This is a genomic window from Micromonospora mangrovicola, from assembly GCF_047200535.1.
Taxonomy (GTDB): domain Bacteria; phylum Actinomycetota; class Actinomycetes; order Mycobacteriales; family Micromonosporaceae; genus Micromonospora.
Genome location: NZ_JBJZOG010000015.1, coordinates 50051 through 71682, shown reverse-complemented (window position 1 = coordinate 71682; position 21632 = coordinate 50051). Strand labels below are relative to the sequence as shown.

At 73.7% G+C, this 21632-nt stretch carries 19 protein-coding genes; 18 read left to right on the top strand and 1 reads right to left on the bottom strand.

Annotation, left to right across the window (positions count from 1 at the left end):
* The first annotated feature begins 50 nt into the window (after positions 1-50).
* The 15 genes from pyrR to ACL02O_RS09105 all read left to right on the top strand — a co-directional run bounded on the left by pyrR (position 51) and on the right by ACL02O_RS09105 (position 18007).
* Positions 51-635 (top strand): bifunctional pyr operon transcriptional regulator/uracil phosphoribosyltransferase PyrR, encoded by a 585-nt coding sequence (gene pyrR / locus ACL02O_RS09175; RefSeq protein ID WP_412817559.1) that lies wholly within the window; start codon positions 51-53, stop codon positions 633-635.
* Positions 632-1558: an aspartate carbamoyltransferase catalytic subunit gene (locus ACL02O_RS09170; protein ID WP_412817558.1), complete on the top strand. Its 927-nt coding sequence runs from the start codon at positions 632-634 to the stop codon at positions 1556-1558. Before pyrR ends, ACL02O_RS09170 begins: the two co-directional genes overlap by 4 nt.
* Complete coding sequence (locus ACL02O_RS09165) at positions 1555-2886, top strand: dihydroorotase (RefSeq protein ID WP_412817557.1); 1332 nt, start codon at positions 1555-1557, stop codon at positions 2884-2886. Before ACL02O_RS09170 ends, ACL02O_RS09165 begins: the two co-directional genes overlap by 4 nt.
* Positions 2886-4031, top strand: coding sequence for a glutamine-hydrolyzing carbamoyl-phosphate synthase small subunit (carA, locus tag ACL02O_RS09160; protein WP_412817556.1), 1146 nt, complete (start codon positions 2886-2888; stop codon positions 4029-4031). The genes ACL02O_RS09165 and carA overlap by 1 nt, the downstream gene beginning before the upstream one ends.
* A complete protein-coding gene (gene carB / locus ACL02O_RS09155) occupies positions 4024-7446 on the top strand; it encodes a carbamoyl-phosphate synthase large subunit (protein ID WP_412817555.1) in 3423 nt (1140 codons plus the stop codon). Before carA ends, carB begins: the two co-directional genes overlap by 8 nt.
* 100 nt (positions 7447-7546) lie before the next feature.
* Complete coding sequence (locus ACL02O_RS09150; protein ID WP_412817554.1) at positions 7547-8584, top strand: quinone-dependent dihydroorotate dehydrogenase; 1038 nt, start codon at positions 7547-7549, stop codon at positions 8582-8584.
* Positions 8585-8666: 82 nt separating this feature from the next.
* Positions 8667-9941: an adenosylmethionine--8-amino-7-oxononanoate transaminase gene (locus ACL02O_RS09145; protein ID WP_412817553.1), complete on the top strand. Its 1275-nt coding sequence runs from the start codon at positions 8667-8669 to the stop codon at positions 9939-9941.
* Between the two features lie 123 nt (positions 9942-10064).
* Positions 10065-10901 (top strand): orotidine-5'-phosphate decarboxylase, encoded by an 837-nt coding sequence (gene pyrF, locus ACL02O_RS09140; protein ID WP_412817552.1) that lies wholly within the window; start codon positions 10065-10067, stop codon positions 10899-10901.
* A 179-nt stretch (positions 10902-11080) separates the two neighbouring features.
* The gene (gene mihF, locus ACL02O_RS09135; protein ID WP_046564635.1) at positions 11081-11398 is read left to right on the top strand and encodes an integration host factor, actinobacterial type; all 318 of its coding nucleotides are present in this window, start codon (positions 11081-11083) and stop codon (positions 11396-11398) included.
* Between the two features lie 26 nt (positions 11399-11424).
* The gene (locus tag ACL02O_RS09130; protein WP_412817551.1) at positions 11425-11958 is read left to right on the top strand and encodes a nucleoside/nucleotide kinase family protein; all 534 of its coding nucleotides are present in this window, start codon (positions 11425-11427) and stop codon (positions 11956-11958) included.
* 44 nt (positions 11959-12002) lie between these two features.
* A complete protein-coding gene (gene rpoZ, locus ACL02O_RS09125; protein ID WP_013285517.1) occupies positions 12003-12269 on the top strand; it encodes a DNA-directed RNA polymerase subunit omega in 267 nt (88 codons plus the stop codon).
* Between the two features lie 15 nt (positions 12270-12284).
* On the top strand, positions 12285-13499 hold the full coding sequence (gene coaBC / locus ACL02O_RS09120; RefSeq protein ID WP_412817550.1) for a bifunctional phosphopantothenoylcysteine decarboxylase/phosphopantothenate--cysteine ligase CoaBC: 1215 nt from the start codon (positions 12285-12287) through the stop codon (positions 13497-13499).
* 91 nt (positions 13500-13590) lie between these two features.
* Positions 13591-14781 carry a methionine adenosyltransferase gene (metK, locus tag ACL02O_RS09115; RefSeq protein ID WP_412817549.1) on the top strand — a complete coding sequence of 397 codons (1191 nt, stop codon included), beginning with the start codon at positions 13591-13593 and terminating at the stop codon, positions 14779-14781.
* A 59-nt stretch (positions 14782-14840) separates the two neighbouring features.
* Positions 14841-16775 carry a primosomal protein N' gene (locus ACL02O_RS09110; protein ID WP_412817548.1) on the top strand — a complete coding sequence of 645 codons (1935 nt, stop codon included), beginning with the start codon at positions 14841-14843 and terminating at the stop codon, positions 16773-16775.
* Positions 16776-17023: 248 nt separating this feature from the next.
* Complete coding sequence (locus tag ACL02O_RS09105) at positions 17024-18007, top strand: AAA family ATPase (protein ID WP_412817547.1); 984 nt, start codon at positions 17024-17026, stop codon at positions 18005-18007.
* A 12-nt stretch (positions 18008-18019) separates the two neighbouring features.
* Here the strand turns inward: ACL02O_RS09105 and ACL02O_RS09100 are convergent, their stop codons facing one another.
* Positions 18020-18736, bottom strand: a complete 717-nt coding sequence (locus ACL02O_RS09100; RefSeq protein ID WP_412817546.1) for a CTP synthase C-terminal region-related (seleno)protein — start codon at positions 18734-18736, stop codon at positions 18020-18022.
* A 76-nt stretch (positions 18737-18812) separates the two neighbouring features.
* Here ACL02O_RS09100 and ACL02O_RS09095 point away from each other — a divergent pair, with 76 nt between their 5' ends.
* Genes ACL02O_RS09095 through def form a run of 3 tightly spaced genes read left to right on the top strand, consistent with a single transcriptional unit; the run spans position 18813 to position 21632 of the window.
* Complete coding sequence (locus ACL02O_RS09095) at positions 18813-19667, top strand: LysR family transcriptional regulator (RefSeq protein ID WP_412817545.1); 855 nt, start codon at positions 18813-18815, stop codon at positions 19665-19667.
* Positions 19668-19727: 60 nt separating this feature from the next.
* Positions 19728-21029 (top strand): cytochrome P450, encoded by a 1302-nt coding sequence (locus tag ACL02O_RS09090; protein WP_412817587.1) that lies wholly within the window; start codon positions 19728-19730, stop codon positions 21027-21029.
* A gap of 42 nt (positions 21030-21071) precedes the next feature.
* Entirely contained in the window at positions 21072-21632 is a 561-nt protein-coding gene (gene def / locus ACL02O_RS09085; protein ID WP_412817544.1) for a peptide deformylase, read from the top strand.

The following is a 21632-nucleotide window of genomic DNA, read 5'->3' as shown; positions in this document are numbered from 1 at the left end:
CCAGACGTCCTTTAACGACCCGTCCCGTGAGGCGGGGAAGGAGGTCCGCCGTGGCCTACCCACCGGCTGCCCATTCGTCGCCACCGCGACAACCCTCGGTGAAGGTGATCCTCGCCGCCGCAGACGTGTCGCGGGTGGTCGACCGCATCGCCCACCAGATCCTGGAGAAGACCCAGGGCGCCGCCGACACCGTGCTGCTCGGCATTCCCACCCGGGGTGTGCCCCTGGCCCGGCGGCTCGCCGCCCGGATCAGCACCTTCGAGGACGTGACCGTCCCGGTCGGCGTGCTCGACATCACCCTCTACCGCGACGACCTGCGCCGGCACGCCACCCGTGCGGTCGGCCCGACCGACCTGCCGTCCGCCGGGATCGACGGCAAGCGGGTGATCCTCGTCGACGACGTGCTCTTCTCCGGCCGTACCGTGCGGGCCGCGCTGGACGCGCTCAGCGACGTCGGTCGCCCGGCCTCGGTGCAACTGGCCGTCCTGGTCGACCGCGGCCACCGCCAGCTGCCCATCCGCGCTGACTACGTCGGCAAGAACATCCCGACCGCGCTCGCCGAGAGCGTCAAGGTCACGCTCGCCGAGACCGACGGCGCCGACGAGGTCAAGCTGTACGGGGGGAGCCCTTCATGATCAGGCACCTGCTCTCCGGGGCCGACCTGGACGCGGCCACCGCCACCCAGATCCTGGACACCGCCGCCGAGATGGCCACCGTCGCCGGCCGCGAGGTCAAGAAGCTGCCCGCGCTGCGCGGCCGGACCGTGGTCAACCTCTTCTACGAGGACTCCACCCGGACCCGGATCTCGTTCGAGGCGGCCGCCAAGCGGCTCAGCGCCGATGTGATCAACTTTTCGGCCAAGGGCTCCAGCGTGGCCAAGGGCGAGAGCCTGAAGGACACCGCGCTCACCCTGCAGGCGATGGGGGCCGACGCGGTGGTCGTCCGGCACCCCGCCTCCGGCGCCCCGCACCGGCTGGCCAACTGGGTCGACGGGTCGGTGGTCAACGCCGGTGACGGCACCCACGAACACCCCACCCAGGCGCTGCTCGACGCGTACACGATGCGCTCCCGGCTCGGCCGGATCGCCGGCCTGCACGTGGCGATCGTCGGCGACGTGCTGCACTCCCGGGTGGCCCGCTCCAACGTGCTGCTGCTCTCCACCCTCGGTGCCAAGGTCACCCTGGTCGGCCCGCCGACCCTCATCCCCGTCAACATCGCGCAGGCGCTCGCCCCGGGCGCCGACGTCTCGTACGACCTCGACGCCGTTGCACCCGGCGTGGACGTGGTGATGATGCTGCGGGTGCAGCGGGAGCGGATGAACGACTCCTACTTCCCCTCGGCCCGCGAGTACGCCCGCCGCTACGGGCTGGACGGGCCACGCATGCGCCGGCTGCCCGAGCACGCGATCGTCATGCACCCCGGACCGATGAACCGGGGCATGGAGATCACGCCCGAGGTGGCCGACTCGCCCCGCTCCACCATCGTCGAACAGGTCGCCAACGGGGTCTCCGTGCGGATGGCCGTCCTCTACCTGCTGCTCGGAGGGAACAACCGGTGACCGCGTACCTGATCAAGAACGTGAGCGTGGTCGGTGCGGCGCCGACCGACCTGCTGATCCGCGACGGTGTCGTGGCGGAGACCGGCGCCGGGCTCGACGCGTCGGACGCCACGGTGATCGACGGCGCGGGCCTGGTCGCCCTGCCCGGCCTGGTCGACCTGCACACCCACCTGCGCGAGCCGGGCCGGGAGGACGCCGAGACCGTCGAGTCCGGCTCCCGGGCGGCGGCGCTGGGCGGCTACACCGCCGTCTGCGCGATGGCGAACACCTCGCCGGTGGCCGACACCGCCGGTGTGGTGGAGCAGGTCTGGCGGCTCGGCGGGGAGGCCGGGCTGGTCGACGTGCAGCCGATCGGCGCGGTGACCGTCGGCCTGGCCGGCGAGCGCCTGGCCGAGCTTGGCGCGATGGCCGACTCGGCGGCCCGGGTGCGGATCTTCTCCGACGACGGACACTGCGTCGCGGATCCGAAGCTGATGCGCCGCGCGCTGGAGTACGTCAAGGCGTTCGACGGAATCATCGCCCAGCACGCCGAGGAGCCCCGGCTCACCGAGGGCGCGCAGATGCACGAGGGGGAGGTCTCCACCCGGCTCGGGCTGACCGGCTGGCCGGCGGTCGCCGAGGAGGCGATCATCGCGCGGGACGTGCTGCTGGCCGAGCACGTCGGCAGCCGCCTGCACATCTGCCACGTCTCCACCGCCGGCAGCGTGGAGGTGCTGCGGCACGCCAAGGCGCGCGGAGTGAAGGTCACCGCCGAGGTCACCCCGCACCACCTGCTGCTCACCGACGAGGTCGTGAGCGGAAGGAGTGAGCTGGCAAGCCCCGCACTCGCGAACAACTGGAGCCCGGCGGCCAGCTACGACCCGGTCTTCAAGGTCAACCCGCCGCTGCGGACCGCGAGCGACGTCGCCGCGCTGCGGGCGGCCCTGGCGGAGGGCGTGATCGACATCATCGCCACCGACCACGCCCCGCACGCCGTGGAGGACAAGGAGTGCGAGTGGGCGTACGCCCGGCCGGGCATGCTCGGCCTGGAGACGGCGCTCTCCATCGCGCTGGACGTGCTCGGCCCACAGTGGGACCTGATCGCCGAGCGGATGTCCCGCGCCCCGGCCCGGATCGCCGGTCTGGACGGGCACGGCGTCGACCCCGCGCCCGGTGTGCCGGCCAACCTGACCCTGGTCGACCCGGCCGCCCGGCGGGTCATCGAACCGGCGGAGCTGGCCAGTCGCAGTCGCAACACCCCGTACGCCCGCATGACGCTGCCGGGTCGCATCGTGGCGACCTTCCTGCGCGGCGAGCCGACGGTCCTGGACGGAAAGGCTGTCAAGTAATGGCTGAGCGCAGATCGGCGATCCTCGTGCTGGAGGATGGCCGGACCTTCCACGGCGAGGCGTACGGCAGCGTCGGGGAGACCTTCGGTGAGGCGGTCTTCAACACCGGCATGACCGGCTATCAGGAGACCCTGACCGACCCCTCGTACCACCGGCAGGTGGTGGCGCAGACCGCGCCGCACATCGGCAACACCGGCGTGAACGGCGAGGACGACGAGTCCGGCCGGATCTGGGTCGCCGGGTACGTGGTCCGTGACCCGGCCCGGATCGGCTCCAACTGGCGCGCCACCGGCGGCCTGGAGGACCGGCTCGCCGCCGAGGGCGTGGTCGGCATCAGCGGCGTCGACACCCGGGCGCTCACCCGCCACCTGCGGGAGCGGGGCGCCATGCGGGTCGGCATCTCCAGCGTCGACGACGACCCGCGTGCCCTGCTCGACCGGGTCCGCCGGTCGCCGCAGATGGTCGGCGCGGACCTCTCCGCCGAGGTGACCACCGCCAAGCCGTACGTGGTGGCGGCGCAGGGCGAGCACCGGTTCACGGTCGCCGCGCTGGACCTGGGCATCAAGCGCAACGTGCCGCGCCGGCTCGCGGCGCGCGGCGTCACCACCCACGTGCTGCCCGCCGGCGCCACCATCGAGGACCTGCTGTCGACCGGCGCGGATGCGGTCTTCTTCTCCCCGGGGCCGGGTGACCCGGCCACGGCCGACGGGCCGGTGGCCCTGGCCCGCGAGGTGCTGAGCCGGCGGATCCCGCTGTTCGGCATCTGCTTCGGCAGCCAGATCCTCGGCCGGGCGCTCGGCTTCGGCACCTACAAGCTCGGCTACGGCCACCGTGGCATCAACCAGCCGGTGCTCGACCGGGCCACCGGCAAGGTCGAGGTGACCAGCCACAACCACGGCTTCGCGGTGCAGGTGCCGGGCGCGCAGGCCGGGGCCGTCGTCCCCGACCAGGTGATCGACACCGAGTTCGGCGGCGTCCAGGTGTCACACGTCTGCCTCAATGACAACGTGGTCGAGGGGCTGCGGGCCAAGGATGTGCCCGCCTTCACCGTCCAGTACCACCCGGAGGCGGCGGCCGGCCCGCACGACGCGGACTACCTGTTCGACCGTTTCGCCGAGCTCATCGAAGGCGGCAAGAATGCCTAAGCGGACCGACCTCAAGCACGTGCTGGTGATCGGCTCCGGGCCGATCGTGATCGGGCAGGCCTGCGAGTTCGACTACTCCGGCACCCAGGCCTGCCGGGTGCTGCGCAGCGAGGGGATCCGGGTCAGCCTGGTCAACTCCAACCCGGCGACGATCATGACGGACCCGGAGTTCGCCGACGCCACGTACGTCGAGCCGATCACCCCGGAGTTCGTCGAGCTGGTCATCGCCAAGGAGCGCCCCGACGCGCTGCTGCCCACCCTGGGCGGGCAGACCGCGCTGAACACCGCGGTGGCCCTGCACGAGGCCGGCGTCCTGGAGAAGTACGGCGTCGAACTGATCGGCGCCAACATCGAGGCGATCAACCGGGGCGAGGACCGGCAGCTGTTCAAGGACATCGTGGCCAAGGCCGGCGTACGCCTCGGTCTGGACGACCCGTCCTCGCTGGTGCCGCGGTCCCGGGTCTGCCACTCCATGGACGAGGTCCGCGCCACCGTCGCCGAGTTGGGCCTGCCGGTGGTGATCCGGCCGTCGTTCACCATGGGCGGTCTCGGCTCCGGCATGGCGCACAACGACAAGGACCTGGAGCGGATCGCCGGGGCCGGCCTGGCCGCCAGCCCGGTGCACGAGGTGCTCATCGAGGAGAGCGTGCTCGGCTGGAAGGAGTACGAGCTCGAGCTCATGCGCGACCGCCACGACAACGTGGTGGTGGTCTGCTCCATCGAGAACGTCGACCCGATGGGCGTGCACACCGGCGACAGCGTCACCGTCGCCCCGGCGATGACCCTCACCGACCGGGAGTACCAGCGGCTGCGTGACCTCGGCATCGCCGTGCTGCGCGAGGTCGGGGTGGACACCGGCGGCTGCAACATCCAGTTCGCGGTGAACCCGGCCGACGGCCGGATCGTCGTGATCGAGATGAACCCCCGGGTGTCCCGCTCCTCGGCGCTCGCCTCCAAGGCCACCGGCTTCCCGATCGCCAAGATCGCCGCGAAGCTGGCCATCGGCTACACCCTGGACGAGATCCCGAACGACATCACCCTGAAGACCCCGGCGGCGTTCGAGCCGACCCTGGACTACGTGGTGGTGAAGATCCCCCGGTTCGCGTTCGAGAAGTTCCCCGGCGCGGACCCGGAGCTGACCACCACCATGAAATCGGTCGGCGAGGCGATGAGCCTCGGCCGCAACTTCACCGAGGCGCTGAACAAGGCGATGCGCTCGATGGAGACGAAGGCAGCCGGATTCTGGACTGTGCCGGATGAGGTCGTCGCTGCCGCGACGGGCACCGGCCCGGCCGGCGCGACGAAGGAGAACACCCTCGCCGCGCTGCGGATGCCGCACGACGGCCGGCTCTACACGGTCGAGCGGGCGCTGCGGCTGGGCGCGTCGATCGCGGAGGTGGCCGAGGCCTCCGGCGGGATGGACCCCTGGTTCCTGGACCAGATCGCCGCGCTGGTCGAGCTGCGCGCCGAGATCGTCGACGCCCCGGTGCTCGACGCCGACCTGCTGCGCCGGGCCAAGCGGGCCGGCCTGTCCGACCGGCAGCTCGCCGCGCTCCGTCCCGAGCTGGCCGCCGAGGACGGCGTCCGTACCCTGCGCCACCGGCTCGGCGTCCGACCGGTCTACAAGACCGTGGACACCTGCGCCGCCGAGTTCGAGGCGACCACGCCCTACCACTACTCCACGTACGACCAGGAGACCGAGGTCGCGCCCTCGGACCGGCCCAAGGTGATCATCCTGGGCTCGGGGCCGAACCGGATCGGCCAGGGCATCGAGTTCGACTACTCCTGTGTGCACGCCGTTCAGGCGCTGCGCAGCGCGCCGATCGGCTCGGGCCCCGCGTCCGGTTCCGGCGCCGGGGGCACCGGCTACGAGACGGTCATGGTGAACTGCAACCCGGAGACCGTCTCCACCGACTACGACACCGCCGACCGGCTCTACTTCGAGCCGCTGACCTTCGAGGACGTCCTGGAGGTGTGGCACGCCGAGGACTCCTCCGGCCGGGCGGCCGGCGGCCCGGGCGTGGTCGGGGTGATCGTGCAGCTCGGCGGGCAGACCCCGCTCGGGCTGGCCCAGCGGCTGAAGGACGCCGGCGTGCCGGTGGTCGGCACCTCGCCGGAGTCGATCCACCTGGCCGAGGAGCGGGGCGCGTTCGGCGCGGTGCTGGCCCGGGCCGGGCTGCGCGCCCCGGCGCACGGCATGGCGACCTCGTACGACGAGGCGAAGGCGATCGCCGAGGAGATCGGGTACCCGGTTCTGGTGCGGCCGTCGTACGTGCTCGGCGGGCGGGGGATGGAGATCGTCTACGACGATGCCACGCTGCGCGACTACATCGGCCGGGCCACCGACATCTCGCCCGACCACCCGGTGCTGGTGGACCGCTTCCTCGACGACGCCATCGAGATCGACGTGGACGCGCTGGTGGACGCCGACGGCGACGTCTACCTCGGCGGGGTGATGGAGCACATCGAGGAGGCCGGGATCCACTCCGGCGACTCGTCCTGCGCGCTGCCGCCGATCACCCTGGCCGGCTCCCATCTGGCCCAGGTCCGCCGCTACACCGAGGCGATCGCCCGGGGGATCGGAGTGAAGGGCCTGCTCAACGTCCAGTACGCGCTCCAGGGCGACATGCTCTACGTGCTGGAGGCGAACCCGCGCGCCTCCCGGACGGTGCCGTTCGTCTCCAAGGCGACCGCGGTGCCGCTGGCCAAGGCGGCGGCCCGGATCGCGCTCGGCGCGACCATCGCCGAGCTGCGCGCCGAGGGGATGCTGCCGCCCGCCGGGGACGGTGGCACCATGCCGGCCGACGCCCCGATCGCGGTCAAGGAGGCGGTGCTGCCGTTCAAGCGGTTCCGTACCCCGTCCGGCAAGGGCATCGACGTGCTGCTCGGCCCGGAGATGAAGTCCACCGGCGAGGTGATGGGCATCGACACCGGATTCGGCCAGGCGTTCGCCAAGTCGCAGGCCGCCGCGTACGGGTCGCTGCCGACCACCGGCAAGATCTTCGTCTCGGTCGCCAACCGGGACAAGCGCGGCATGATCTTCCCGATCAAGCGCCTGGCCGACCTGGGCTTCGAGATCGTCGCCACCACCGGCACGGCCGAGGTGCTGCGCCGGCACGGCATCGCCTGCGAGCAGATCCGCAAGCACTACGAGGCGGGCGAGGGCGCGGACGCGGTGTCGCTGATCCTCGGCGGCGACGTGGCCCTGGTGGTGAACACCCCGCAGGGTTCGGGCGCGAGCGCCCGTTCGGACGGCTACGAGATCCGCAGCGCGGCGGTGACGGCGGACATCCCCTGCATCACCACGGTGCCCGGCGCGGCCGCCGCGGTGATGGGCATCGAGGCCCGCATCCGGGGCGACATGCGGGTCCGTCCCCTCCAGGAACTCCACGCCGCCCTGCGAGCCGGGGAGTGACCGCCCGTCCCGCGCCGGCCATGAGGCCGGCGGCGGTGGAGGAGATCCACATCGCCGTCAACTTCATGATCGGCGAGACGGTGCGGTGGGGAGGCGCAGCGTGATCTTCGAGCAGGTCGTGCGGCCGCAGTTGTTCCGGATCGGTGGCGGGGACGCCGAGCGGGCGCACGAGTGGACGCTCGACCGGCTGGCCTCGGTGTCGCGGCGGCCGGCGGCGCTGGCCGCGCTGCGGGCCCGGTACTTCCGGTCGGCGCCGCGCACGGTGTTCGGGGTGGACTTCCCGAACCCGGTGGGGCTGGCGGCCGGGATGGACAAGAACGGGGTCGCGCTGCCGGCCTGGCCGGCGCTCGGCTTCGGCTTCGTCGAGGTCGGCACGGTCACCGCGCACGCCCAGCCGGGCAACCCCCGGCCCCGGCTGTTCCGGCTGCGCGACAGCGAGGCGGTGGTCAACCGGATGGGCTTCAACAACGCCGGCGCCGAGGCCCTCGCGGCCCGGCTGGCGGCGCTGCCGCGCCCGCTCGGCGTGCCGCTGGGCATCTCGCTCGGCAAGTCCAAGGTGACCCCGCTGGACGAGGCCGTCGACGACTACCTGGCCTCGTACCGGGCGCTGAAGGAGCACGGCGACTACTTCGCGGTCAACGTGTCCTCACCGAACACTCCCGGGCTGCGGTCGCTGCAGGACCGGTCCCACCTGGACGCGCTGCTCGCGGCGTTGGTCGGGGAGAAGCCGGTGCTGGTGAAGATCGCTCCGGACCTCACCGAGCCGGCCGTCGCCGAGCTGCTGGAGGTCTGCCTGGACTGCGGGGCGGCGGGCGTGATCGCCACCAACACCACGCTGGGCCGGGACGGGCTCGCCCCGGCCGACCGGGCGCGGGGGGAGGAGACCGGCGGTCTGTCCGGGCGTCCGCTGACCGGGCGCGCCCGCGAGGTGGTCGCCTTCGTCCACCGGGAGACCGGTGGCCGGCTGCCGGTGATCGGCGTCGGCGGCATCCTCGACCCGGATGACGCGGCCCGGATGTTCGACGCCGGCGCCAGCCTGGTTCAGCTCTACACCGGATTCATCTACCGCGGCCCGGCCCTGGTCCGGTCGGTCGCCCGGGCGACCGCGCCGGCGACGGTACCGGCCGGCCACCGGTGAACGAGGGCCGGGCGGGACACCTCCGGAGGGATCCGGCCGGCCCGACGCGGGACACGCCCGCGAGGACACGAAGGAGAGTCCCGTGACCCCCGAGGAGATCCTCGCCGTCGACCGCCGGCACGTCTGGCACCCGTACGCGGCGCTGCCGCCGGCCAGCCCGCCGTACGTGGTGGAGAGCGCCGAGGGCGTACGGCTGCGGCTGGCCGACGGCCGCGAGCTGGTCGACGGGATGTCGTCCTGGTGGGCGGCGATCCACGGCTACCGGCACCCGGCGCTGGACGCCGCCGTCACCGATCAGCTCGGCCGGATGAGCCACGTGATGTTCGGCGGCCTCACCCACGAGCCCGCGGTGCGCCTGGCCCGGACCCTGGTCGAGCTGTCCCCGGACGGCCTGGAACACGTCTTCCTCGCCGACTCGGGCTCGGTCAGCGTCGAGGTGGCGGTGAAGATGTGCCTGCAGTGGCAGCGGGCCACCGGGCGGCCGCAGCGCCGCCGGCTGGGCACCTGGCGGGGCGGCTACCACGGTGACACCTTCCACCCGATGAGCGTCTGCGATCCGGAGGGCGGCATGCACCACCTCTGGGGCGACGTGCTGCCCCGGCAGGTCTTCGCCCCGGTGCCGCCGGGCGGGTTCGACACCCCACCCGACCCGGCGTACGAGGCGGCCCTGGTGGACGCGGTCGAGCGGCACGCCGACGAGCTGGCCGCGGTGATCGTGGAGCCGGTGGTCCAGGGGGCCGGCGGCATGCGCTTCCACCATCCGCACTACCTGCGGGTGCTGCGCGAGGTGACCCGGGCGCACGGCATCCTGCTGGTCTTCGACGAGATCGCCACCGGCTTCGGCCGCACCGGGACGATGTTCGCCGCGGAGCACGCCGGGGTCGCCCCGGACGTGCTCTGCGTCGGCAAGGCGCTCACCGGCGGGTACCTCACCCTGGCTGCCGCCCTGTGCACCGCCGAGGTGGCCCGGGGCATCTCCGCCGACGGGGTCCTCGCCCACGGGCCGACCTTCATGGGCAACCCGCTCGCCTGCGCGGTCGCCAACGCCTCCCTGGGCCTGCTGGCGGCCGGGGACTGGGCCGGGCGGGTGAGGCGGATCTCCGCGGGGCTGCGGACCGGCCTGGAGCCGCTGCGGGGCGCGACCGGGGTGGCCGACGTCCGGGTGCTCGGCGCGATCGGCGTGGTCCAGCTCGACCACGAGGTGGACCTGCCCCGGGCCACCGCCGCCGCCGTCGCCCAGGGCGTCTGGCTGCGCCCGTTCCGCGACCTGATCTACACCATGCCGCCGTACGTCACCGACGAGGCCGACGTGGCGCGGATCGTGGCCGGCATCGAGGCGGCGGTCAAGGCGGGCTGAGCCCGTACCGGGCCGGCCGCGGCCCGACCCGCCGGCCACGGGGGCCGGCACCGGACTACCCGGGCGACGGCGCAGCCGTCGCGCACACCGCGGCGCAGCCGCGCACAGGAGAAGGAGATTCGCATGGAGAGCTTCGGCGCCCGTCTGCACCGGGCCGTGGCCGAGCGGGGACCGCTCTGCGTGGGTATCGACCCGCACCCCGGGCTGCTGGCCCGGTGGGGGCTGTCCGACGACGTGGCGGGCCTGGAGCGGTTCAGCCGCACGGTGGTGGAGGCGCTCGGCGACCGGGTCACCGTGGTCAAGCCGCAGTCGGCGTTCTTCGAGCGCTTCGGTTCGCGGGGTGTCGGCATCCTTGAGTCAACTATCCGACAGTTGCGAAATTCGGGCGCACTCGTTCTGCTCGACGTCAAGCGTGGCGACATCGGATCGACGGTCAGCGCGTACGCCGCGGCGTACCTCGATCCATCCAGCCCGCTGTATGTCGACGCGATCACGGCGAGCCCCTACCTGGGAGTAGGCTCCCTCGCGCCGATGTTCGAGCTGGCCGCCGCGAACGGGGGTGGCGTCTTCGTCCTGGCGCTCACCTCCAACCCGGAGGGCGCCGCCGTGCAACGCGCCGTCGCGGCCGACGGGCGGACCGTGGCGCAGACTGTAATCGACGAGATTTCCCAGCTCAACCAGGGTGCCGAGCCGCTCGGCAGCTTCGGTCTGGTAGTCGGCGCGACGATCGGTGACACCGGTCACGACCTCTCCGCCGTGCACGGTCCGCTGCTCGCCCCGGGGCTGGGCGCCCAGGGCGCCACGGCGGCCGACCTGAGCACCGTCTTCGGCTCCAGCCTCTCCGCGGTGTTGCCGTCCTACTCCCGTGAGGTGCTGAACGCCGGACCCGACGTGGCCGCCCTGCGGGCCGCCGCCGAGCGGGCGCTGGCCGACTGTCGGGGGGCCCTGGCCGGTGTGTGACTGACTGACGGCTCGGTCACTTTCCGTTGATCTTCGCGCGTCCACGTTGCCGAAAACGCCGTTGACCGCTAGTTTTCCCCGCGCTGGGAACCACGGACCCCTTTGGTTGCCAGCGTCACCACGTTTCACAGCAGCGGCGGTGCGTTCCGCCCGTCGCATGAGGGACCTGAGGAGAACTGGTGCCGCTCCCGTCACTGACCCCCGAGCAGCGCGCTGCCGCGCTGGAGAAGGCCGCGGAGATCCGCAAGGCCCGTGCCAAGCTGAAGGAGGACCTCAAGCAGGGCAAGACCAGCCTCGCGACCGTCCTCGAGCAGGCCGAGTCCGACGATGTCGTCGGCAAGCTGAAGGTGTCGGCCGTGCTGCAGGCGATGCCGGGCATCGGCAAGATCCGGGCCACCCAGATCATGGAGAAGCTCAAGATCGCTGACAGCCGTCGCCTGCGTGGCCTGGGCGAGCAGCAGCGCAAGGCTCTGCTTGGAGAGTTCGCCGCCAACTGAGCGCCCTGGGCGTGTAGAAACAAGCGGTGAGCACGGATGACGAGGCGCGCCCGGCGGCTCGGCTCACTGTCCTGGCCGGACCCTCGGGGGACGGCCGGGAGAGTGTCGTCGAGTTGGTCCGGGCGCGCTTTCCGTCGGTGTGGCGGCCCGTGCCCGCGACCACCCGACCGCGGTGCCCCGGCGAGGTGCCCGGGGTCGACCGGCTTTTTCTCGACGCCGCCGCGTTCGACCGGATGATCGCGGCCGACGAGCTGCTGGAGTGGTGCCGGATCGGCCCGTACCGGCGCGGGGTGCCGCGCGAGGGCGTCCGGTCCCGGCTCGCCGAGGGGCGACCCGTGCTGCTCGCGCTGGACCTGCCCGGCGCGCTCGCCGTCCGGGCCGCCGTGCCGGACGCCCAGCTGGTGCTCCTCGCGCCGCCGGCGTACCGGCCGGACCCGGCCGTCGCGGCCGCCTTCGCACACGCCGTGCGGCACGACCGGACCGAGCGCGTGGTGGACGAGCTGGTAGGCTTGCTCGGTTCTTCAATTCTGGCTCCGGCCCAACCGCGCCCGAGCGGTTGAGAGCCACCGCTTGCGGGCGGCGCACACGACGCAGAGGTTTATCCGTGGGATCCATCGCCACCAACCCCGAGGGCATCACCAACCCGCCGATCGACGAGCTCCTCGAGAAGACGACCTCGAAGTACGCGCTGGTGATCTTCGCCGCGAAGCGCGCGCGCCAGGTCAACGCCTACTACAGCCAGCTCGGCGAGGGCCTGCTGGAGTACGTCGGCCCGCTCGTGGAGACCACCCCCCAGGAGAAGCCACTCTCCATCGCCATGCGCGAGATCAACGCGGGTCTGCTCACCGCCGAGCCGACCGACCAGCCGTAAGTCCCACCCGCGCCGATGACCGCCGAGATCGTTCTCGGGGTCGGTGGCGGCATCGCCGCCTACAAGGCGTGTGAGCTGCTCCGGCTCTTCACCGAGTCGGGCCACCGGGTCCGGGTCGTGCCGACCGCGTCGGCGCTCCGCTTCGTCGGGGCGCCGACCTGGGCCGCACTCTCCGGCCAGCCGGTCGCCGACGACGTCTGGTCCGACGTGCACGAGGTGCCGCACGTCCGGCTCGGCCAGCACGCCGACCTCGTGGTGGTGGCCCCGGCGACCGCCGACCTGCTCGCCAAGGCCGCGCACGGCCTCGCCGACGACCTGCTCACCAACACCCTGCTGACCGCCCGCTGCCCGGTCGTGCTCGCCCCGGCGATGCACACCGAGATGTGGGAGCACCCGGCCACCGTCGCCAACGTCGCGACGCTGCGCTCCCGGGGCGTCCTGGTGATCGAGCCCGCCGTCGGGCGGTTGACCGGCAAGGACACCGGCAAGGGTCGGCTGCCCGACCCGGGGGAGATCTTCGCGGTCGCCCGCCGGGCCCTCGCCCGGGGCGTCGCCGCCCCGGCCGACCTGAGCGGCCGGCACGTCGTGGTCACCGCCGGCGGCACCCGCGAGCCGCTCGACCCGGTCCGCTTCCTCGGCAACCGCTCCTCCGGCAAGCAGGGGTACGCGTTCGCCCGCGCCGCCGTGGCCCGGGGCGCCCGGGTCACCCTGATCTCGGCCAACGTCGCGCTCGCCGACCCGGCCGGTGTGGACCTGGTCCGGGTCGGCACCACCGAGGAACTGCGCAAGGCGACGCTGGAGGCGGCCGCGGACGCGGACGCCGTGGTGATGGCCGCCGCACCCGCCGACTTCCGCCCGGCCACCTTCGCGCCAGGTAAGATCAAGAAGGCGGAGGACGGCAGCGCGCCCACCATCGAGCTGGTCACCAACCCCGACATCGCCGCCGAGCTGGGCCGCTGTCGGCGGCCCGAGCGGGTGCTGGTGGTCTTCGCCGCCGAGACCGGGGACGCCGAGGCGAACGGGCGGGCCAAGCTCGCCCGCAAGCGGGCGGACCTGATCGTGATCAACGAGGTGGGCGTGGACAAGGTGTTCGGCGCGGAGACCAACGCGGCCACGGTGATCGGGGCGGACGGGTCGGTGCGCCGGCTGCCCGAGCAGCCGAAGGAGGAACTGGCCGACGCCGTCTGGGACCTCGTGGTCGCCCGGATCGGCAGCAATCCCGACGATTGATCGCTCCGCATTCGCCGCGTCACCCTGGATCCACGGTGACTAAACTGCCGCCGAGCGACCGTTCAAGAGTTACCAGATGCTTAGGAGTGCCGTGACACGTCTCTTCACGTCCGAATCGGTCACGGAAGGCCACCCGGACAAGATCGCCGACCAGATCAGTGACGGCATTCTCGACGCGCTGCTCGCCAAGGACCCGCACAGCCGCGTCGCGGTGGAGACCCTGATCACCACCGGTCAGGTCCACGTCGCCGGCGAGGTCACCACCAAGGCGTACGCCGACATCCCGACCATCGTCCGCGAGACGATCCTGGAGATCGGGTACGACTCGTCGAAGAAGGGCTTCGACGGTGCCTCCTGTGGCGTCAGCGTCTCCATCGGCGCGCAGTCGCCGGACATCGCGCAGGGCGTGGACAACGCCTTCGAGCTGCGCACCGGAGGCTCGGAGAGCGCGCTGGACGCGCAGGGCGCCGGCGACCAGGGCATGATGTTCGGCTTCGCCTGCTCGGAGACCCCTGAGCTGATGCCGCTGCCGATCGCGCTCGCCCACCGGCTGGCCCGCCGCCTCGCCGCGGTGCGGAAGGACGGCACCGTGCCGTACCTGCGGCCGGACGGCAAGACCCAGGTGACCATCGAGTACGACGGGCTGCGCCCGGTCCGCCTCGACACGGTCGTCGTCTCCAGCCAGCACGCCGCCGACATCTCGCTCGGCTCGCTGCTCACCCCGGACATCCGCGAGCACGTCATCACGCCCGAGCTGGAGGGCCTCGGTCTGGAGACTGAGGGCTACCGGCTGCTGATCAACCCGACCGGACGGTTCGAGATCGGCGGCCCGATGGGCGACGCCGGACTCACCGGGCGGAAGATCATCGTCGACACCTACGGCGGCTACGCCCGCCACGGCGGCGGCGCCTTCTCCGGCAAGGACCCGTCCAAGGTGGATCGGTCCGCCGCGTACGCGATGCGTTGGGTCGCCAAGAACGTGGTCGCCGCCGGCCTGGCCGAGCGCTGCGAGGCGCAGGTCGCGTACGCGATCGGCAAGGCCCACCCGGTGAGCCTGTTCATCGAGACCTTCGGCACCGAGACCGTGCCGGTCGCCTCGATCGAGAAGGCCGTCGCCGAGGTCTTCGACCTACGCCCGGCCGCGATCATCCGGGATCTCAACCTGCTCCGCCCGATCTACCGGCAGACCGCCGCGTACGGCCACTTCGGCCGCGAGCTGCCGGACCTGACCTGGGAGAGCACCGACCGGGCCGCCGACCTCAAGTCGGCCGCGGGAGCCTGACCGGCGCCAGGCGCAGCGACCGGCGACCCGCTTCGGGGTCGCCGGTCGCTCACGTCTGCGTGGACCTGCCCCTGGCCCACCTCGACCGCCCGTTCGACTACCTGGTCCCCGCCGAGCTGGACGCCCAGGCGCAGCCCGGCGTCCGGGTGAAGGTGCGCTTCGCCGGCCAGCTCGTCGACGGGTGGCTGCTGGAGCGGGCCGAGCGGTCCGACCATCCCCGGCTGGCGTACCTGGAGAAGGTGGTCTCCCCGGTGCCGGTGCTGGCCCCGGAGGTCGCCGGTCTGGCCCGCGCGGTCGCCGACCGGTACGCCGGCAGCCTCGCCGACGTGCTCCGGCTCGCCGTCCCGCCCCGGCACGCACGGGTGGAGAAGGAACTCACCGCCGCCCTGCCCGGACACCCCGCCGAGCAGCCCGACGCCGGGTCGCCGGAGGGTCGCCCGGTCGACCCGCGCGGCTGGCGGGACTATCCGGCCGGACCGGCCCTCCTGCGCGCGCTGACCGACGGGCGGGCGCCCCGGGCGGTCTGGTCCGCGCTGCCCGGCGAGGACTGGGCCGCCCGCTACGCCGACGCCGTCGCCGCCACCGTGGCCGGCGGCCGGGGCGCGGTGGTCGTGGTGGCCGACGCCCGCGACCTGGACCGCCTCGACGCCGCGCTCACCGACGCCCTCGGGCCGGGGCGGCACGCCCTGCTCTCGGCCGCGCTCGGCCCGGCCCGCCGCTACCGGGCCTTCCTCGCCGCGCTGCGCGGCGACGTGCCGGTGGTCGTCGGCACCCGCTCGGCCATGTTCGCCCCGGTCGCGCGGCTCGGTCTCGTCGCGATCTGGGACGACGGGGACGACCTGCACGCCGAGCCCCGGGCGCCGTACCCGCACGCCCGCGACGTGCTGCTCACCCGGGCCCGGCTCACCGGCGCGGCCGCCCTGGTCGGCGGGTACGCCCGTACCGCCGAGGCGCAGCTGCTGGTGGAGACCGGCTGGGCCCGGGAGGTGGTCGCCGACCGGACGACCCTGCGGGCCCGGGTGCCGGCCATCGCCCCGACCGGGGACGACCCGCAGCTGGCCCGCGACCCCGGCGCCGCCTCCGCCCGGCTGCCGAGCCTGGCCTGGACCGCCGCCCGGGACGCGCTCCACGCCGACCTGCCGGTGCTGGTCCAGGTGCCCCGCCGTGGCTATCTGCCCTCGGTGGCCTGTGCCGACTGCCGGACCCCGGCCCGCTGCCCGCACTGCGCGGGGCCGCTCGCCCTGCCCTCGGCCGAGGGGGCGCCGGCCTGCCGCTGGTGCGCGCGGGTCGCCGCCGCGTACGCCTGCCCGCAGTGCGGTGGCCGGCGGCTGCGCGCCGCGGTCACCGGTGCCCGGCGGACCGCCGAGGAGCTCGGCCGCGCCTTTCCCGGCGTCCCGGTGCGCACCTCCGGCCGTGAGGAGGTGCTCGGCACGGTGCCCGGCGGGGCGGGCCTGGTGATCGCCACCCCGGGGGCCGAACCGATCGCCGCCGGCGGGTACGGGGCGGTGCTGCTGCTCGACTCGTGGGCGCTGCTCACCCGGGCCGACCTGCGGGCGGGGGAGGAGGCGCTGCGGCGCTGGCTGGCCGCCGCCGCGCTGGCCCGGCCCGGTCCCGCGGGCGGCCGGGTCGTGGTGGTGGCCGACGGCGGCCTCGGCCCGGTGCAGGCGCTGCTGCGCTGGGACGCGCCCTGGTTCGCCGCCCGGGAACTGGCCGAGCGGCGCGAGCTGGGTTTCCCGCCGGCGGTCCGGATGGCCAGCGTCACCGGGCCGGCGGAGGCGGTGGCCGACCTGCTGGCCGGCGTCCGGCTGCCCGACGGCGCCGAGGTGCTCGGCCCGGTGCCCGCCGCGGAGGGGCGGGAACGGATGCTGGTCCGGGTGCCCCGGGCCCGCGCCGCCGCCCTCGCGCAGGCGCTGCACGCCGCCGCCGGGCAGCGCAGCGCCCGCAAGGCCGCCGACCCGGTCCGGCTGCAGGTCGATCCGCTCGCCCTGTTCTGACCCGGCCGGCCCGGTGACGTGCCGCGCCCGGCCCGTCGCGATGGTCGTGACCTGGGGTTTGTCGCACACGTCGTGCGGCAGTTCGGTAATCGGCGCGTGATAACATCGCCCGTCATGCCTGGGTGTACGACGGCTCCGGGTCGCGGGGCGGCGTCAGCCGCGCCGAGCCGGGGCGATGAAGGCGGAAGAGCGTCGGGCGACGCCAACTCGATGATGTCAATCAGCCGGTGAGCGAGGGTGGACCAGTCGTGACCGTTCGTCAGTCGATCGTCTTCAACGGTGACCTCGGCAGCGGCAAGAGCACCGTCTCCGTCGAGATCGCCAAGCGGCTGAACCTGCGTCGGGTCAGCGTCGGCGACCTCTACCGGCAGATGGCCGAGGAGCGGCAGATGACCGCCCTCCAGCTGAACCTGCACGCCGAGCTGGACCAGGCCGTCGACGGCTACGTCGACCAGCTCCAGCGGGACATCGCCGCCTCCGGCGAGAGCCTGGTGATGGACTCCCGGCTGGCCTGGCACTTCTTCACCGACGCGCTCAAGGTGCACATGATCACCGAGCCGACCGAGGCGGCCCGCCGGGTGCTGGCCCGGCCGTCCGGCCCGGCCGAGAGTTACACCTCGATCGAGGAGGCGAAGGCCAAGCTCAAGGAGCGCAGCGAGAGCGAGCGGGGCCGGTTCATCGTGCGGTACGGCGTCGACAAGGCCCGGCTGCGCAACTACGACTTGATCTGCGACACCACCCGGGCCACCCCCGAGCAGGTGATCCAGCACGTCATCGACGCGTACGAGGGCCGCCTCGGCGCGGACGTGCTGCGCGACGGCCAGCCGCTGCTGCTGCTCGACCCGGCCCGGGTCTACCCGACCGAGGACATCACGACCCTGCGCGGGCTGTGGGACGCGGAGTTCGTCGGCGAGGTGGCCGAGGCCGGCGACGAGGCCCTGGAGCCGCTGACCATCGGCTACACGGGCGAGTACTTCTTCGTGGTCGACGGGCACCGGCGGCTCAGCGCCGCCCTGCAGAGCGGCTTCCCGCTGGTCCCGGCCCGGCTGGTCGCCGAGGTGGAGGAGCCGGTGGTCGGCGGGATGAGCGCGGTCGACTACTTCACCGCCCAGTCCCGGCCCAGCCTGATCCACGACTGGGAGGCCGCGCACGGCATCCAGCTCCCGCTGCCCGAGCACGCCCTGTTCGGCGGGGACGCGGTGCTCGCCGGGGAGCCGGGCACCGGCGCCTGACGGGTCGCCGCCTCACCCGGTCGTCCGCCGCCGGGCCGCCCGCTCCGCCGTCGCCTCCGCGAACGCCCGGATCAACGGGTGCGGCTCGTCCCCGTCCCCGGCCAGCTCCGGCTGGAAGAGGGTGGCCAGGAAGAACGGGTGCCCGGGCAGCTCGGCCACCCGTACCTCACCGGCCTCGTCGTGCCCGGTGAACCGGAGGCCGTGCGCGGCCAGGGTGTCCAGGTGCCGGTGGTTGAGGCCGTACCCGCACTGGTACCGCTCCATGCTGCGTTCGACGCCGGTCGCCCGCTGAACCAGCGAACCGGCGGTGAACCGCACCGCCGCCTGGTGGCCGCGCAGCGCGCAGGCGAGCGGCTCGATCAGCAGGTCCGCCGCCTCCGGCGTGTTCTCTGCGTGGGCCACCCCGGTCAGGCCACAGACCGTCCGGGCGTACTCCAGCAGGGCGTGCTGGAAGCCGCCGCAGGTGGCCAGGAACGGAATGCCGGCGCGGCGGGCGGTGCCCGCCGCCTCCAGCGCGCCGGCCTCGCTGCGGTACGGGCTGCCCGGCAACAGCCAGATCCCGTCGAACTCGGCGAGGCGGCTCGCCGGGACCTCCTCGGTGGGGATCCAGTACGCGTCGAGGTCGGTGGCCTGCCGGTCGCGGAGGGCGGCCAGCAGCGCGGGCAACCGGACGTGCGAGCGGACGGCGGGGGAACGGTCGGCGACCAGCGCGAGCCTGGGAACGATCATGCGAGCATCGTGACCCGGAACGGTTCATCAGCGCCAACGATGATCTCTGCTGGGCCGATCAGGAAGACTTATCGACGTGGACCCGCACCTGCTGCGCACCTTCACGACCGTGGCGCGACTGCGATCGTTCTCGGCGGCGGGGGCCGAGCTCGGCTACACCCAGTCGGCGGTCAGCCAGCACGTCGCCGCGCTCGAGGCCGACCTCGGCGTACGCCTACTGGAGCGCCGCCCGGTGACGCCGACCGTCGCGGGGGAGCGGCTGCTGGCGTACGCCGAGCCGATCCTGCTCCGGCTGGCCGCCGCCCGGGCCGACCTGGCCCGGCTGCGCGCGCCTCGGCCCGGACCGCTGCGGGTCGGCGCCACCGCGCTGGCCGTGCCGGCGGCGGTGGCGCTCGCAGCCGACGAGCACGCGACCGGCCTGGTGCTCCGGGTCGTGTCCCGCGCGGACCTGGTCCGCCGGGTCGCGACCGACGAGCTCGACCTGGGTGTGCTGGACGGTTTCGTGGCCCCCAGCGACCCGCTGCCGGTCGTCGAGCTCGGGCCCACCGCCACCACCCGGCACGCGGAGCAGCCGGTGGTGGTGGCCCTGCCCCGGACCCACCCGCTCGCCGCCCGTTCCGGCCTGCGGCTGGCCGACCTGGCGGTCGCTCGCTGGATCGCCGCGCCGGACGTCGCCGCGCCGCTGCCGCAGCTGCGCGCCGCGGCCGGCGTCGACGGTTTCCCCGCGGCCACCCGCTACGACGGGACGGACGTGGCCGGCCTGCTCGCCGCGGTGGCCGCCGGTCACGGCCTCGCGGTGCTGCCCGCCGGGCCGGTGCACGACCACCCGGGGCTGGCCGGCGTCGCCCTCGTCACGCCTCGACTGGTGCACCGCGTCGAGCTGGTCCGGCCGGCCGGCGGGGATCGCCCGATCGAGCGGATCGGAGCATGATGAGGGCCTTCGACCCTGGGGAGGCTGACCGTGGATCCTGCCGACGCCCTCGCACTGCTGATGTCCCCGGCGGGGCGGGTGAATCCGTACCCGACGTACGAGCAGTTGCGCGCGCACGGGCCGATCGTCCCGGCCGGACCGGTCTTCTACCTGGTCACCGGCTACGCCGAGGCCGACGCGATCCTGCGCGACGCCCGGTTCGGGGTGATGGACGACGGCCTGCGCGACCAGTTCATGCCCGGTTGGCGGGAGAGCCCGGCCGCGCTGTCCATCTCCCGGTCGATGCTGCGCACCAACCCGCCCGACCACAGCCGGATGCGGCGGCTGGCGGCCGGCGCCTTCACCCCGCGCCGGATCGCCGCCATGCGGGACGTGGTCGCCGCCCAGGCCGACGAGCTGATCGACCGGATGCTGGCCCGGGGCCGCGACGGCACGCCCGTCGACTTCCAGGCCGAGTTCGCGTACCCGCTGCCGGTGGGGGTCATCTGCGCGCTGCTCGGAGTGCCGGCGGCTGACCGGCCGCTGTTCCGTCGCTGGGCCACCGACCTCACCGGGATCCTGGAACCGGAGATCACCCCGGAGGAGCTGGCGGTGGCCGACCGGGGCGCCAGCGAACTGCGCGCCTACTTCACCGAGCTGGTCGAGGCCCGTCGTCGGGCTCCGGCCGACGACCTGACCACCGCGCTGGTGCAGGCGCACGACGCCGACGGCCATGATCCGGCCTCCGCGCCGGCAGGCGGCGCCACGGACCGAATGAGGGCCGACGGCGACCGGCTCTCCGGGGACGAGCTGCTGGCCAACCTGGTCGTGCTGCTGGTGGCCGGCTTCGAGACCACCACGAACCTGCTCGGCAACGGGCTGGTCGTGCTGCTGGAGCACCCCCGCGCGGCGGCGGCGCTGCGCGACCACCCCGAGTTCGCCCCCGGGTACGTCGAGGAGCTGCTCCGGTACGACTCCCCGGTCCAGCTGACCTCGCGGATGAGCACCGCCCCGGCCCGGCACGGCGACGTCGACCTGCCCGCCGGGACCTGGACGATCGTGCTGCTCGGCGCGGCGAACCGGGACCCCCGCCGCTATCCGGAGCCGGACCGCTTCGACCCGTGGCGCCCGCAGGTGCACCCGCTCTCCTTCGGCGCCGGTCCGCACTACTGCCTGGGCGCGGCGCTGGCCCGGCTGGAGGCGCAGGTGGCCTTCCCGCTGCTGCTGCGCCGGCTGCCCGGGCTCGCCCTGGCCGGGACGCCCGAGCGCCGGGTCCGGCTCACCCTGCGCGGCTACGCCACCCTGCCGGTCACCGTCGGTGACGAGGCGTCGCGGGTCACCGATCGCGGTACGCCGGCCGGGGCGGCGGGGGCGACTCCGTAGACTGGTACGGCACCACTCGTCCCACCGAAGGAGCCACCCCGCGTGACCGTCCAGCCCATCCGTCTGTTCGGGGATCCGGTGCTGCGCACGCCGGCCGACCCGGTCGTCGACTTCGACGCCGAGCTGCGCAAGCTGATCGCCGACCTGACCGACACGATGCGCGAGCAGAGCGGGGCCGGCCTGGCCGCGCCGCAGCTCGGAGTGGGCCTGCGGGTGTTCACCTTCGACGTGGACGACGTCCTCGGGCACCTGGTCAACCCGGTGCTGGAGTTCCCCGACTCCGAGGAGCAGGACGGACCGGAGGGCTGCCTCTCCATCCCCGGGCTCTACTTCGACACCAAGCGCCGGCAGAACGTGGTCGCCAAGGGCTTCAACGGTTACGGCGACCCGGTGCAGATCGTCGGCACCGGCCTGATGTCCCGGTGCGTCCAGCACGAGACCGACCACCTCGACGGGGTGCTCTTCGTCGACCGGCTCGACCCGGCCGGCCGCAAGGCGGCCATGAAGGCGATCCGCCAGGCCGAGTGGTACGACCCGGCCACTCCGCCGATGGTCAAGCTCAGCCCGCACGCCGCCGGCAACCCGTTCGGCCTGGGGCGGTGA

Bases quoted from the DNA above. Each gene is read 5' to 3' on its own strand.
- ACL02O_RS09170 (WP_412817558.1), top strand. From the start codon at position 632: ATGATCAGGCACCTGCTCTCCGGGGCCGACCTGGACGCGGCCACCGCC.
- ACL02O_RS09100 (WP_412817546.1), bottom strand. From the start codon at position 18,736: ATGATCGTTCCCAGGCTCGCGCTGGTCGCCGACCGTTCCCCCGCCGTC.
- carA (WP_412817556.1), top strand. From the start codon at position 2,886: ATGGCTGAGCGCAGATCGGCGATCCTCGTGCTGGAGGATGGCCGGACC.
- carB (WP_412817555.1), top strand. From the start codon at position 4,024: ATGCCTAAGCGGACCGACCTCAAGCACGTGCTGGTGATCGGCTCCGGG.
- ACL02O_RS09090 (WP_412817587.1), top strand. From the start codon at position 19,728: ATGTCCCCGGCGGGGCGGGTGAATCCGTACCCGACGTACGAGCAGTTG.
- coaBC (WP_412817550.1), top strand. From the start codon at position 12,285: ATGACCGCCGAGATCGTTCTCGGGGTCGGTGGCGGCATCGCCGCCTAC.
- pyrF (WP_412817552.1), top strand. From the start codon at position 10,065: ATGGAGAGCTTCGGCGCCCGTCTGCACCGGGCCGTGGCCGAGCGGGGA.